Genomic DNA, 14,434 nt, shown 5'->3' with positions numbered 1-14,434 from the left:
TTGTCTAGAAATATTAGTATTTAAACTGGATAAACCCCATGCTTACGATCAGTGAAAACTAAATATTTCGACATATATACATCTAAACGTGATGCAAGCTCTTCACGTAAACGATTCGGCTCAACAACATCGTCAATGATTAAATCAGAAGCTAAACGATAAATATCGATATCTTCACGATATTCTTCACGCTTTTCAGCAATGAACCCGGCTCTCTCTTCTTCCGGAAGAGAAGCAATTTTGTTTGCATATACTGCATTTACAGCAGCTTCTGGTCCCATTACCGCAATAGAAGCTGTTGGAAGTGCGATACAGCAATCTGGTTCGAACGCCGGACCAGCCATTGCATACAATCCAGCACCATATGCTTTACGTACGATTACCGTCATTTTAGGAACAGTCGCTTCACTCATTGCGGAAATCATTTTAGCACCATGTCTAATAATCCCCGCTCTCTCTACGTTTGTTCCAATCATGAAGCCCGGGACGTCTGCAAGGAATAACAACGGAATATGATAAGCATCACAAAGATTAATAAATTTTGCTGCTTTATCCGCACTATCATGGAATAATACTCCGCCTTTTACACGTGGTTGGTTTGCAATTATTCCTACTGGTTGTCCATTAATTCGTCCCAGACAAGTAATAAGCTCAGGTGCAAAAAGCTTCTTAATCTCACACATGGAGTCTTCGTCTATAAGACGTTCGATCAGTTGATACATATCAAATGGTGCATTTTGGTTTTTCGGTATTAACTGCTCAATGCTTTTTTCAAAGAAAGCTGGTTCTTTTGCCTCTGCTTTAGCTGGTTTTTCCGTATAGTTTTCTGGAAAATATGTTAAATATTTTCTAGCATACTTAATCGCTTCTTCTTCACTTGGTACAAGCACATCACCACATCCAGAAACGGAACAATGCATTTTGGCTCCGCCCATTTCTTCTAGGGACACTTTTTCACCGATAACCATTTCTGCCATTCGAGGGGACCCTAAATACATGGAGGCATTCCCTTCCACCATTACAACAACATCGCAGAATGCAGGAATATATGCTCCGCCCGCTGCCGATGGTCCAAATAGAAGGCAAATTTGTGGAACTTTTCCTGACATCTTAACTTGGTTGTAGAAAATTCGTCCAGCTCCTCTACGACCAGGGAACATTTCTAATTGATCTGTTATGCGAGCCCCTGCAGAGTCAACTAGGTACAACATTGGACAGCGTAGCTTTTCAGCTGTTTCTTGAATGCGAATAATCTTTTCTACTGTTCGTTGTCCCCAAGAACCTGCTTTTATCGTAGAATCATTAGCCATCACACAAACAGTGCGACCATTAATCTTACCAATGCCAGTAACTACTCCATCTGCTGGAAGATCACCTGCTAGTAAATTGGCAAACATACCATCTTCTGCTTTTAAACCATCGTCAAATAGCAAATTCAATCTGTCACGAACGAACATTTTCGCTTGTTCTTGATTTTTTTTATGGTATTTTTCTTGCCCACCTTGCAAGATAGCATCTTTTTTGATTTGGTAATCTGTTTGTGAAACTGTCGTTGTCATATCGTTTCCTCCTTATTTGCCCGTATATTGTGGTGCGCGTTTTTCCGCAAATGCGCGTAAACCTTCTAATCTATCTTCCGTTGGTAGCAATTCGTTGTAGGCAAGCTCTTCTATTTTTAATCCTGTGTTAAGGTCTACTTCCAATCCATTATTAATGGCAGTTTTTGCTTGTATTAATGCAAGTGGAGCATTTTTCGCGATGGATGTTGCAATTTCTAATGCTTTATCTAACAGTTTTTCACGAGGGACTACATATTCTAGTATCCCTATGGCTCCCGCCTCCTCAGCAGTCAACCGCTTTGCGCTATAAATGAGTTCTTTCGCTTTTCCAACGCCAATTAAACGTGGGAGGCGTTGCGTTCCACCTGCCCCAGGAATAATACCTAAGGAAGTTTCTGTTAATCCCACTTTCGTTTCTAATGATCCGACACGGATATCACATGCCAATGCCAACTCAAGACCGCCTCCGAATGCCACCCCATTCAAAGCAGCAATAACTGGTTGAGGAAGTGCTGCAATATCGTTTACAGCTTCCCCTATAGATCGAACAGCTTGTCTAACTTCGTTTTCTGTCATTGTTTTTCGCTCTTTTAAATCAGCCCCGGCACAAAAAGCTTTTTCCCCGGCACCTGTTAGAATGATTACTCGAACTTCCCGATTATTTCTTAAATCATTGACAACCGTTTTTAAATCAAGGAGCATCTGCTTGGATAAGGCATTTGCCGCTTCTGTCCGATTTAATGTGACGATCGTAATTCCATCGCTACGCTTTTCTACTTGTACGTTTGTTGGTATAGTTTCAATCATTGAAAACAGTCCCTTCTTCCGCATTCAAAATATCCATTTGGCGACTATTAAGCTTTTTCCCTCTTACTTTTTCAATAAGCTGTGCTGATTTCATCACTGCATTTATATCAATTCCAGTTTCAATTCCCATCTCATGGAGCATATACAATAAATCTTCGGTCGCAACATTTCCAGATGCTCCTTTTGCGTAAGGGCAGCCACCCAATCCACCCAGGGCACTATCAAAAATAGTGATTCCCATTTCAAGTGATTTCACAATATTTGCTAGGGCAGTTCCTCTTGTATCATGGAAATGCATTGCAAGCTTGTTTGCATCAAAATGAGGGAGTAGTTCCTCTAGCAAATGTTCTACTTGATTTGGTACTCCAACGCCTATTGTGTCCCCTAGTGATAACTCATCTATTCCCATGGAAAATAAACGTTCGCTTACTTTCCTAACTTGTGAAGCCGCAATTGGTCCTTCATATGGACATGCAATCACTGTAGATAAATAGCCTCTGACTGTCTTTCCAGCTGCTTTCGCTTCCTTAACAACTTCACTTAAAATTGGGTACGTTTCTTCAATCGATTTATTAATATTATTTTGATTATGCGCTTCACTCGCTGACATGAAGATGCTCACTTCATCTACATTCGCTTCCAATGCCCGCTCAAGTCCTCTTAAGTTAGGAACAAGGGCAGCATACGTAACCCCTTGTTCCCGCTGAATTTTCCCAAGTACTTCCGATGCGTCTGCTAACTGCGGAATCCATTTCGGATGTACAAAAGAGCTCACTTCTATATAAGACAGACCTGTTTTGGAAAGCGAGTCAATCCAAGTAATCTTATCTTCTGTTGAAATAGTTTGTTTTTCATTTTGTAACCCATCTCTTGGTCCAACTTCTTTTATCTTCACACTTTTTGGTAGTTTCAACGATTTAACCTCCTATTCAACTTCAATGAGTACATCGTCATCATTAACGAAGTCCCCTTCTTTAATATGGATTTTCTTCACAACACCAGTTGTTTCAGCTTCAATCGGAATTTCCATTTTCATCGATTCAAGAATCACTACATCTTGCCCTTCTTTTACTTCTTCCCCTTCTCCCACTAATACTTTCCATACACTACCTGCCATACTTGCTACGATGTTTGTCATATTTATTTCCTCCTTATTTAGTTGCTTTTTCAGCTAAGTAATATTTATTTACAAAATCAGTTGTTGTATAGCCAGCTAAAAATTGTTCGTGGCTAACTGTTTCAATGAGCATTGGGATATTTGTTTTAATCCCTTCTACTTTGTAATTTTCAAGCGCTTCTTTCATTCGTCCGCATGCTTCACTACGTGTTTCTCCCCAAGTGATCAGTTTACCGATCATAGGATCGTAGAATGGCGTCACTTGTGAACCAGCCTCTATCGAACATTCGTTGCGGACTCCTTCTCCTTGCGGCAGCTGAAACTCTGTAATTTTTCCAGGTGAAGGGAAAAATGTTTTAGGGTCTTCTGCATAAATACGCACTTCAATCGCATGTCCTTTTCGCCCGACTTCTTCCCGTTTAAGAGACAAACGTTCTCCGTACGCCACTTTCAGCTGTTGTTCTACTAGATCGAGACCAGTAATTTCTTCTGTAACTGGATGTTCCACTTGTAGTCTTGTGTTCATCTCTAAGAAGTAGAAATTTTGCTCACGATCCACTAAAAACTCAATCGTACCAGCATTGGAATAGCCAATATGTTTGGCCGCTTGGACAGCTGCATCTAGCATTTTTTGTCGCGTTTCTTCACTAATAAATGGAGAAGGTGCTTCTTCCACCACTTTTTGATTTCGACGTTGGATAGAGCATTCTCTTTCCCAAAGCGGAATTACATTTCCATGCGTGTCTGCTAAAATTTGGACTTCAATATGATGCGGTTCCGCGATATATTTTTCTAAAAACATTGTTCCATCACCGAAAAATGATTCTGCTCGTTTTTTATTTCCCTCGAAAGCTTTTACTAGTTCTTCCTCGGAGTTAACAAGTTGCATACCGATTCCACCACCTCCAGCAGATGCCTTAAGCATAAGTGGATAACCGATTTTTCTTCCTGCTTCTCTTGCTTGCTCTTCATTATCTAAAGCTGTATCGATACCTTCTACAACAGGTACACCGGCTTCTTTCATCATTTTACGTGCTTCGATTTTACTTCCCATTGAAGCGATAATGTCTGACGAAGGTCCGATAAATACAAGTCCTGCTTCTACACATTTCCTAGCAAATCCTGCGTTTTCTGATAAAAGTCCGTAGCCTGGATGTACTGCCTCAGCCCCACTTTCTTTTGCAATACGAATAATTTCTTCGATATTTAAATAACTTTGATTGACCGGTGGCTTTCCAACACAGTGTGCTTCATCAGCTTGTCGAACGAACAGAGAGTCAGCATCTGCTTCTGAATAGATTGCGACTGTTTGAATACCAAGACTTTTACAAGTTCGAATAATTCTTAATGCAATTTCCCCACGATTGGCGATAATAATTTTAGAAAACATATATGTCACTCCTTCTTTAAAATAAAATCAGTTATTGGTCCGTAAAATTTGGTTTTCTTTTTTGGATGAATGCTTCTACGCCTTCTTGAACATCCTTCGTTTGAAAAGCATGACCGAAATAAGTTGCTTCGGTAACTAAACCTTTATCTAGGGTTTGTTCATATCCAACATCGATTGATTGCTTAGCAAAAGTTATAGGTAGTGAAGAATAATTAGTCATTTTACTTGCGATTTCCATCGCCTTCTCTACAGATTTACCTTTTGCCACTACGTGATTCACAAGTCCGATTCGTTCTGCTTCCTTTGCCGAAATAGCTTCACCGGTAAAAATCATTTCCTTCGCTCTTGCTTTTCCAATTAGACGCGGTAGTCTTTGTGTCCCTCCAGCTCCAGGAAATAATCCCAATTTAACTTCTGGAAGTCCAATCTCTATATGTTCTTCCGCGATTCGTATGTCGCAGCTTAATGCAAGTTCGCAGCCCCCACCTAGAGCAAGCCCATTAATAGCCGCAATAGTCGGTTGGGGTAACTGTTCAATCTTATTCAGTGGCTCTTGAAGCCAAAGTGATTTTTGTTTTGCTTCTTCGACTCCTTTTCCAATCCAAGCTGGAAACCCTTTAATATCTCCGCCTGCTACAAATGCCTTTTCTCCTGCACCTGTAATAATAACGACTTTCGCGTTCGGTTCCTTTTCTATTTCATCCACAACGATGTTCAGTTGTTCTATAACATCTGCGCTTAAGACGTTTACCGGTGGATTATCGATGACAATTTGTGCAATATTTTGTTGTAAAGACCATGAAACAACTTGGACTTTTTGCATCGTTCTAACACCTCATTTTTATATTTTCACTTCGCTATAGTCTTGTCGTAAAACAAACTTTTGAATTTTGCCGGAAGGTGTTCGTGGTAATTCATCTACGAAAATAACTTTTCTAGGCTTTTTATAGCTTGCTAGATTTTTCACACAATGATTTACTATGTCCTCTTCTGTCAGGTTTGACCCTTCTTTTTTTACAACAACAGCACAAACAGCTTCAATGAATTTGGAATCAGGAATGCCAATGATGGAAACTTCTTTTATACCTTCATGACGATATAAAACATCTTCAATTTCAGCAGCGTAAATATTTTCCCCACCACTTCGAATCATATCTTTTTTCCTACCTGCGATCGTTAAGTATCCGTCCTGGTCGAACACACCTAAATCTCCTGTTTTACACCAGCCATTTACAAACGTCTCCATCGTAGCTTCGGGTTTTCGCCAATATCCTACTGAAACTGCAGGACTTTTAATGGCAATTTCACCAACCTCACCCGCTGGTAGCGGATATCCATCGTCATCCAAAATATTAATCTCCGTGAGGGGCATTGGTTTTCCGACTGTTTGTCCTTTTGTAAAAGCATCTTGTGGATCGAGTGATGCTGCGATTGGCGTTCCTTCTGTCAATCCATATACTTGTACAACCCCAACATTTGGGTATTTCTTTTTTAGTTGTTCTAGCGCAGAAGGCAATAATGGATCTCCCCCTGTGTAGATCGTTTTTAAATTTTTCAATTGATAAGAATCGAGATCATCGTAATTCAACATTTCATAAATCATAAAAGGGAATAAGAAGCAGTCGGTCACTTTTTCTTGTTCGATTACGGATAGAATTCTTTCAATCTTGAAACCTTGGCTTCTAGTAATAACAAGCGTTCCGCCCATCAATAGTATTGGAAGTCCAATGTCTTCCATTGCACCTACATGATAGAGTGGACCTGTCGTCATGCCAATTTCCTGTCCTGTAAACTTCCATTTCAACGATTGCATGGATGAAAACCAGAGCGTCGTGTCATGCGTCCAGATTGCGCCTTTTGGTCTACCAGTTGTACCTGATGTATACATCAACATAACTGGATCACTCAATTTAATATTATTATCTGGTACTTCATCTGAAGGACCACTTTCTAATAGACTCCAAGGTTTAGACCAATTCGGAATTATATCCTCTTCGTTTTTTAGGCAAATGTATTGCTCTACTAAAACATGCTTTCGAACCTCTTCCAGTTCATTTGCCAAATTAGAATGGAAGCATAATACTTTCGTTTCGGAATCCTTTAATGTATATTCTAGTTCTGCACTCGAAAGTCGGAAATTAAGACGAACCGCAATTGCACCGATTTTCGCAACAGCAAAATATAATGCGAAATATTCTAGGCAATTGTAAAGCAATACGCCAACTCGATCTCCTTTTTGTACTCCTAATTCAAGAAGCTTATTTGCGTATGTATTTGATATAGTATGAAGTTCTTTGTACGTCCAAGCTTTACCCATTTCTTCTTTTATTGCTATTTTTGCTTGGTGATCTTCATTTAACACATTCGCCATTTTCCTAGTAATAAGTCCAACGTCCATTGAAATTCCTCCTTTCGTTCTCTCTTTATATATAAGCAAGATTCATGCCAAGTTTTGAAAACGCTATTTTTCAATACTAAGAGCCTATTGTATAAACTCAAGATAAAAAGTCTTTCCGAATTATCGGAATACATTATCGTTTTATTGGTGTAATACGTTAGAGTTTCGGTAAAATAAAAAAATCCAAATTATCGGAGAGTTTTCCGACATTCTGGATTTTCTTAAACTATTCAGTAATTCTATACTTTTTAATCTTTTCATATATAGTCGAATTGCTAATTCCAAGTGCTTCTGCCGCTAGGTTTTTATCGAATTTACAATTCTTTAACATTCTTTCAATTTCTTTTTTTTCCGTTTCTTCTATTACTTCTTTTAACGTTTTGTGCTGGATTTTTTCAGAATCCCTTCTTATATATTCCGGCAAAGCATCGATCTTCATTACATCCTCATTTGATAAATGGACACCTGCATCCATTACATTTTCTAGCTCCCTAATATTTCCCGGCCAACTATAATTTCTTAGCAATTCGTATACATCATCATGTATGGAAGTCACTCGTTTTCCAATCCGTGCTTTCGCTTTTTCAAAAAAATGTTGAATTAATAGTGGGATATCTCCCGTTCTTTCGCGCAAAGGAGGACTTACTAATTGAATTGCGTTTATCCTATAATATAGATCTTCCCGAAATTCCCTGTTTTCGATCATTTTCTCTAATGGTCGATTAGTTGCGGCAATTACACGAACATTTACCTTTTTAGGTTGTGCTGTCCCTACAGGTTCATATTCTCTCTCCTGCAAGACTCTTAGTAATTTGACTTGCATATGCTGCGGCATATCCCCAATTTCATCTAGAAAAATAGTTCCTCCATCTGCACTTTGAAACTTCCCTACTTTTCCACCTTTCTTAGCACCCGTAAAGGCACCTTCTTCATAGCCGAACAGTTCGGACTCGATGAGATGTTCTGGGATGGATCCACAGTTCACACTTACAAAGGGTTTAGCACTACGAGTACTTAGTTGATGAATACTTTGTGCAATTATTTCTTTTCCTGTCCCGCTTTCACCCCGTATCAATACGGAAATATCTCCGCCAGCCACTCTTTTTACACGCTCTTTCAATTCGATCATCTCATGAGAGTTTCCGATTAAATCATGTAAAGAATACCTTGCCCCATTTACTTGAACTACTTCAGGTGTATATAGATTATTCCTTGCTAATAACTCTTTAATATTGCTATTCATTTTCTTCCAATCATCTAAGTCGCGGAAAATGATCGTCCCAATTGCACCGATTATCTCCTTATTATCAAAAATGGGAATACGATTTGTAATGACAAAGCTACCTCGAAGAAATTGTAAATCTGCCAATTCCGATTTACCCGTTTGAACGACTAGATGCAATCTCGTATTTTCAATATGATTAACGATATATCCCCCAATGATATCGTCTCTTCCTACTTCCAAAAACTCGCAATATTTATTGCTAATATATTGTATCTTTCCATTATTATCGATAATAATTGTTCCATAGTTTGCATTCTCGAATACAACATCTAGTAATTTATGATTAAATAGTTGTCCAGATACCATATTAATGTCCCCCTTCTTTCATCTCCCCACTTATATGATAACCGAATTTTCGAAAACAGAGAACCTTGCCTCGTTTTATTCTTACGACTACACACGTGTTGATTAATCAATTTCCACCATAACAATTTCACCGGAAATGCGCTAGTGGCCCATTTTACACTTGTACGCTTTCGGTTCGCTTTGGACGAAATAATCATTACATCATTACCGTGAGATAAGTGTAGCAGGAAGTGACTGCGTCACTTCCTGCTACACCATTTTCGATATTCTTGTTGTGGATATTTGTCTGTCACGTACCTACAACGTTCAAAAGAAAAAGCCAATTACTTTTGAAAATGAAAGAATAGCTCCCTTTCTATTCATTATGGAAGTGCCCGAAGATGCAATTTCGGGCACTCTATCACTTTCTATCATGCGTTCCTTGCTTATTTTTTGCAAAGTTCATGCCGGAAATATGTTGATACTATATAGAAAAGGAACACTTCCTTCCAATCGAAAAGGTGGAAATATTATAGAGAAGGACTGAGCAGCCAAAATTGCATCTTTGGCTGCTTTTATCTAAGTAGGAAAATGGCTATTCTTCCATTCTCAAAAGCTTTAGCACTTTGATTACCCATGATTTTGGAGTGCGACGGACGAACGACTACCACACGATTACCGAAAAAATGCGTAGGGATGCGACTTTGTCGCATCCCTACGCATAAAAAAGTCTCGTTAATGGTGTAGAAATCGTTCAGTTCAAAGCATTCCAAAAGCACCTATAAGTAGAATGCCTTGTGTGTTATCACAATCTTAATAATTAATTTACTGGATAATTTTAGTTAATCAATGTGTATTACAATTTTTTAATAGTCTCTATTGATAATATAATTTAAAAAATGCTTTAAAAATACCATATTACGTGGCACTTCTTCTAACGCTTCCATTGCAATACAGTAATTTTCCCACATCTCTTTTTTAGCTTCTTCCAAACCTAATACGGAAACAAAGGTGGAACTTTTGTTTTCCTTGTCCTTGCCAGTGGTTTTCCCAAGCAAGCTAGTATCTCCTTCCACATCGAGCAAATCATCCTTAATCTGAAAAGCAATGCCTGCGTGACGAGCAAATTTTTTCAATGCGTCCATTTCTACTTCATCTGCCTCAGCGAGAATAGCAGGCATTAGGAGAGAAGCTTCGAAACCTAAGCCGGTTTTATAAAAGCACATCATATTTAATTGCTCTATAGTTAATTGTTTCCCGATGGAATTCAAATCCATGGCTTGCCCTCTACTCATATTCGCAGTTGCTTGGGCAGAATAACGGACTAATTTTAAGACTGTTTTAGAATCGAACTGATCGAGAAAGGTTTGTTCCTCAACTGCTTTTTGCGTTAGAAAAAGACCTGTTAATTCTGCAACGGCAGTGCTATACATTTCATGGAGAGTAGAACGCCCTCTTCGAGTAGATGCATTATCTTGTGCTGGTAAATCATCAAATATCAAAGAGGCAGTATGCATATATTCCAATGATTTTAACAGGGGCTCCATTGCTGATTGTTGTAATCCATATGCGTTTACGCCTATGAACCAAGCAACAATTGGTCTTAACCGCTTTCCTTCCCCTTCTAAGCTGTAATTTGCCGCTTCTACTATAGACTCTTCCATCAACGTCATATTTTCTTTTTTAGGAATAGATAAGATATTATTAATCTGCTGGCGTAAGCTTTCAATAGTAGTTGAAAATTCTTCTCGTTCTTTTCGTTCATTTTTCAAAGTGGTGATTATATGGTCACGGAGTAGTTTATCAAAGAAATCAACATCATCTGCTCTACGAACCATGTCTTGGATAAGTCTATTGAATGTAGGATTATCAGAAGCAAAAAGATTCATAATTTCATTGTATTTTTCAGCGCCCATGCGTTCTTTAAATCGTTTCAAGCCATTTATAGCACGGTCTAAAATTACCTCACGGGTCTTTGCGTCTGAGGCATACACATGGTGTATCAAATTGGAGATAACTGTCCAGTACAATTTAAAGGGGTTTATCAAATCAGAACGTTTATCATGGTATTTCAAATAATAGGTATAGGGTGTTACCGCACCGTCTTTCATGTCATCAAACATATCCGCAAAGTCATCTGCCAATTGATTGTATATGCCGTAAAAGAATGTTCGATTATCGAACTCCTTATCTTCCGAAGCACTTATCACAGAACGGACGATCAATCGAGAAGAAGAGGATTTTAAAATGATTGGTATATACAGTTCTTCATTCGTGTAAGTTGCATTCGATAAATCCTTTTTCCTATCAACTTCTTGAGAATTAAAAAACACATACGATTGCTCAAAAAAATTCTCTCTTGTCTCTTGTCGCTGATGGTCCTTAATATACTCATAAGCTTCGCGAAGTTCCGAATGGATATATGTAATCAAATCGATGTTATTTTCCGCCCACTCACCTAATTCTGGAACCGTACCTGTTAAGAGAGTGTTACGAATCAAATCGGAATATTGCTTTTCTTCCTTATCGGATAAAACTTTTGCATCTAGAAGGTCGTCAATAAATGGATAAGTTAAACCATAGGAATAACCAATCCTAATAGCTTTATCAAGTCTTTTTGTACGTTCTTCAGGAGATGTTTCATCTTCCATCTCTTCCAGTTCTTGCATGATAACCCCTGCAATAATTTTAATAAGTTTTCGCTGGGCTTGCTCGGCATCCATCCCATTTGGAATATTTGTGGATACTTTCTTCAATTTGTTTATCAACCAAATAAAGCTAGATTCCACTCCCTCCTTCTGAGCAATCCTGTACAATCCAGCCATATTAAACGATTCGTCTTTGTCGTCTTTTTTTGTTAGGTGATTTTTTAAATTATTTACTACACGTGCAATCCTATTTTGCGTATCAGGTGAATCAAGTGCTTTTCCTAAATCGCGCATAAAAATATAAGAAATACTCCGATCCAAGTAATTATCTAGTTTTCCCGTGTAATTTAACCATTGAATATAACTATGGTACCCTTGAGTAGTAGGTTTGCCCTTTCTACGAGAAAACAGGGAAAACCAAGAAGGATGATGAATATGATTATGCTTCCACGATTGTATATCTTCTGTAAGAGTTGAGACATACGTCTTTTCCTCGACCTGTTTATAAAGTGAATTAAAATAATGGGCAGCCTTTTGCTCGGCTTGCCTATAGCATTCATCGGCATTTATTACTATTTCTTCGTTCATACCATAACTCACCTTCTATTCCTATTCTATTTCATACTTAAAATTTCGACCGCTAGTTAACAATCTATTCTATCAAAAACGCTTAAATTCCTATTTATTTTTCTCCAGAAGCAAAAAAACAGAATGAAGTCTGTGGATCCTCACCCTGTTTTTCGATTTATCATTATAAGGTATTTTCTGTTTCTGCTTCCCATCGAGCAATTTCAGCTCTAACAATAGGCGCCACTTCTGTTCCAAGTAACTCAATAGCTCTTAGTACCTCTTCATGAGGCATAGAACCAACCGGCGTATGTAACATAAAACGTGTTATACCTACGTTTTTACGAAGGAAAATAATTTTTTCTGCTACGGTTGCTACGTCCCCTACGTACAATGCACCTTCTAAACTTCTTGCAGCATCAAAAGTTTGACGGGTATACGGTCCCCAGCCACGTTCTTTTCCTAAAACATTCATCGCTTGCGCGGTCGGTGGGTAAAACTTTTCAATTGCACTTTCTGTCGTATCTCCTACAAAACCATGCGAATGGGAAGCTACTTTCAGTTTCGATACATCATGGCCAGCCTGTTTTGCAGCTTGCTTATAAAGTTCGACGATTGGTGCAAACTGTAATGGGCTTCCACCAATGATTGCTAAAACAAGTGGCAATCCAAGAAGTCCAGCACGCACGGCAGACTGTGGCGTTCCACCACTAGCAATCCAAATAGGAATTTGCGGTTGAACTGGTCGAGGGTAAACACCAAGATTATTAATAGAAGGGCGATGCTTTCCATTCCAACTCACTTTTTCGGATTCATTAATTTTTAATAACAAATCTAATTTCTCATCGAATAGTTCATCATAATCTTGTAGATCATATCCGAATAATGGAAATGACTCGATAAATGAACCACGACCAGCCATAATCTCTGCTCGTCCATTGGAAATAGCATCCACTGTTGAAAACTCTTGATATAACCGCACCGGATCATCTGATGATAATACCGAAACAGCACTTGTTAATTTAATTTGCTTCGTTTGTGATGCAGCTGCCGCAAGCAAAACTGCTGGAGCGGAACACGCATAATCCGCGCGATGATGCTCACCTACCCCAAAAACATCCAATCCTATTTTATCTGCTAACACGATTTCTTCTACCACTTCCCTTATACGCTCCGCTTGGCTAATCACTTTACCAGTTGCTACATCCGGTGTTGTTTCTACAAATGTCGTGATACCGATTTCCAATATGATTCCTCCTCTGAAGTTTCACTTTATGTATACAAAGTTAATCATACATTTTTGAAAAATGATTCTCAATTTTCGTGATTTGAGTTGGTTGCTTTCAATTTAAGTATAATCGCCCTTTACCACATTCTTCCTGAAAACTGTTAAAAAAAACCAAGAAAGTAGCCCCTTCTTGGTTCCATTCCTCTTATTATTTTCTATATCTTAAAGCTAAACCTCTTAAAAATTTTCGTGCAAAATTATCGCCGCACACTTTATAGTTTCTATGTCCTTCTTTACGTAAAATAGCTCCTAGTTCACCTTTTGAAACAATGATACCGCCATCGTCTAGGATCTCTAGCATATCTTCCGTCGTTAATTGTAGCGCCACTTTCAATTTCTTAAGAAGCATATTGTTAGCACTTCTTTCAGGCTGTGCAGGACTTTCAGGTTGTCCTGGTCTTGGCTCTTGTTTACCTCTTTTATAGGTAACAAAACCATTCAAAAAGGAATCTAACATCTTATGCGTGCATTTTATCTGATCTTCGTTTTCCTCTACTTCTACTTCCTCATCATATTCATCTTTTGATTTTGTAAGTATCTTTGGTAGTTCTTCTTTCGTGACTTCCATACCACCAAGTTTAAATATTTCAAGCATATCGTTGTTTTTTATATCTAGCGCGTATCTTAGTCGAATTAATATATCATTGTTATCCATTTAAAAGCCTCCTCATATTACCTAATAACAAGCCGACTCACTAATGAGTTAAATGCTGTTAACAGTTACTAAATTATAGCAGACATACAGTAAATTCACCTGTACAAACAGCTAGAACATGAGTATTAGTATAAGAACAAATGTGCAAAAGCCTTTCTTTACCCCAATATGGAAAATAGAAATTATTAGTGTTAATGGGATGTCACACATAATAGAGATACTGCGTCGTAAAGAGTCTTATAAGGTGGCCACTATGATTTTCGCTACTGTCGGACGCTTTCCGCCGGGTGAGCCATGAGCCATCCCCGCCGCTTCGGCGTACGTTGGGATGTCTCATTTGCCCACTCATCCGGCAGGAGTCGCCGCCAACAGCGAAAATCAACAGAAAATGCTTACTTATTAGTGCAAATGCTTACTTATTAGTGCCGACTAGCT

The 14,434-nt window shown here is 38.5% G+C and carries 11 protein-coding genes; all 11 read right to left on the bottom strand.

Annotated features, from left to right (window positions below; genetic code table 11):
• Positions 1-20 precede the first annotated feature (20 nt).
• Positions 21-1,559: an acyl-CoA carboxylase subunit beta gene (locus tag AC1DFT_RS18595; RefSeq protein ID WP_478160768.1), complete on the bottom strand. Its 1,539-nt coding sequence runs from the start codon at positions 1,557-1,559 to the stop codon at positions 21-23.
• Between the two features lie 12 nt (positions 1,560-1,571).
• Positions 1,572-2,366, bottom strand: coding sequence for an enoyl-CoA hydratase (locus AC1DFT_RS18590; RefSeq protein WP_478160766.1), 795 nt, complete (start codon positions 2,364-2,366; stop codon positions 1,572-1,574).
• Positions 2,359-3,279, bottom strand: coding sequence for a hydroxymethylglutaryl-CoA lyase (locus tag AC1DFT_RS18585; RefSeq protein ID WP_478160764.1), 921 nt, complete (start codon positions 3,277-3,279; stop codon positions 2,359-2,361). The genes AC1DFT_RS18590 and AC1DFT_RS18585 overlap by 8 nt, the downstream gene beginning before the upstream one ends.
• Positions 3,280-3,291: 12 nt before the next feature.
• The gene (locus AC1DFT_RS18580) at positions 3,292-3,504 is read right to left on the bottom strand and encodes an acetyl-CoA carboxylase biotin carboxyl carrier protein subunit (RefSeq protein ID WP_478160762.1); all 213 of its coding nucleotides are present in this window, start codon (positions 3,502-3,504) and stop codon (positions 3,292-3,294) included.
• A 13-nt stretch (positions 3,505-3,517) separates the two neighbouring features.
• Positions 3,518-4,873 (bottom strand): acetyl-CoA carboxylase biotin carboxylase subunit, encoded by a 1,356-nt coding sequence (locus tag AC1DFT_RS18575; RefSeq protein ID WP_478160760.1) that lies wholly within the window; start codon positions 4,871-4,873, stop codon positions 3,518-3,520.
• Between the two features lie 31 nt (positions 4,874-4,904).
• Positions 4,905-5,696 carry an enoyl-CoA hydratase gene (locus AC1DFT_RS18570; RefSeq protein ID WP_478160758.1) on the bottom strand — a complete coding sequence of 264 codons (792 nt, stop codon included), beginning with the start codon at positions 5,694-5,696 and terminating at the stop codon, positions 4,905-4,907.
• Positions 5,697-5,714: 18 nt separating this feature from the next.
• Entirely contained in the window at positions 5,715-7,271 is a 1,557-nt protein-coding gene (locus AC1DFT_RS18565; protein ID WP_478160756.1) for an acyl-CoA synthetase, read from the bottom strand.
• A 226-nt stretch (positions 7,272-7,497) separates the two neighbouring features.
• Positions 7,498-8,862 (bottom strand): sigma-54 interaction domain-containing protein, encoded by a 1,365-nt coding sequence (locus AC1DFT_RS18560; RefSeq protein ID WP_478160754.1) that lies wholly within the window; start codon positions 8,860-8,862, stop codon positions 7,498-7,500.
• 845 nt (positions 8,863-9,707) lie between these two features.
• Complete coding sequence (locus tag AC1DFT_RS18555) at positions 9,708-12,077, bottom strand: polyprenyl synthetase family protein (RefSeq protein WP_478160752.1); 2,370 nt, start codon at positions 12,075-12,077, stop codon at positions 9,708-9,710.
• Between the two features lie 163 nt (positions 12,078-12,240).
• Positions 12,241-13,302 carry an LLM class flavin-dependent oxidoreductase gene (locus AC1DFT_RS18550; RefSeq protein ID WP_478160750.1) on the bottom strand — a complete coding sequence of 354 codons (1,062 nt, stop codon included), beginning with the start codon at positions 13,300-13,302 and terminating at the stop codon, positions 12,241-12,243.
• A 190-nt stretch (positions 13,303-13,492) separates the two neighbouring features.
• Entirely contained in the window at positions 13,493-13,999 is a 507-nt protein-coding gene (locus tag AC1DFT_RS18545; RefSeq protein ID WP_478160748.1) for a YehS family protein, read from the bottom strand.
• Between the last annotated feature and the right edge of the window lie 435 nt (positions 14,000-14,434).

This window comes from Psychrobacillus sp. 05T411 (assembly GCF_056396485.1).
The sequence above is the reverse complement of the archived record's forward strand: the minus strand, read 5'-3'. Positions and strand labels throughout refer to the sequence as shown.

Excerpts from the sequence above, each read along its gene's own strand:
- AC1DFT_RS18545 (WP_478160748.1), bottom strand. The coding sequence starts at position 13,999 with ATGGATAACAATGATATATTAATTCGACTAAGATACGCGCTAGATATA.
- AC1DFT_RS18555 (WP_478160752.1), bottom strand. The coding sequence starts at position 12,077 with ATGAACGAAGAAATAGTAATAAATGCCGATGAATGCTATAGGCAAGCC.
- AC1DFT_RS18595 (WP_478160768.1), bottom strand. The coding sequence starts at position 1,559 with ATGACAACGACAGTTTCACAAACAGATTACCAAATCAAAAAAGATGCT.
- AC1DFT_RS18580 (WP_478160762.1), bottom strand. The coding sequence starts at position 3,504 with ATGACAAACATCGTAGCAAGTATGGCAGGTAGTGTATGGAAAGTATTA.
- AC1DFT_RS18570 (WP_478160758.1), bottom strand. The coding sequence starts at position 5,696 with ATGCAAAAAGTCCAAGTTGTTTCATGGTCTTTACAACAAAATATTGCA.
- AC1DFT_RS18575 (WP_478160760.1), bottom strand. The coding sequence starts at position 4,873 with ATGTTTTCTAAAATTATTATCGCCAATCGTGGGGAAATTGCATTAAGA.
- AC1DFT_RS18560 (WP_478160754.1), bottom strand. The coding sequence starts at position 8,862 with ATGGTATCTGGACAACTATTTAATCATAAATTACTAGATGTTGTATTC.
- AC1DFT_RS18590 (WP_478160766.1), bottom strand. The coding sequence starts at position 2,366 with ATGATTGAAACTATACCAACAAACGTACAAGTAGAAAAGCGTAGCGAT.
- AC1DFT_RS18565 (WP_478160756.1), bottom strand. The coding sequence starts at position 7,271 with ATGGACGTTGGACTTATTACTAGGAAAATGGCGAATGTGTTAAATGAA.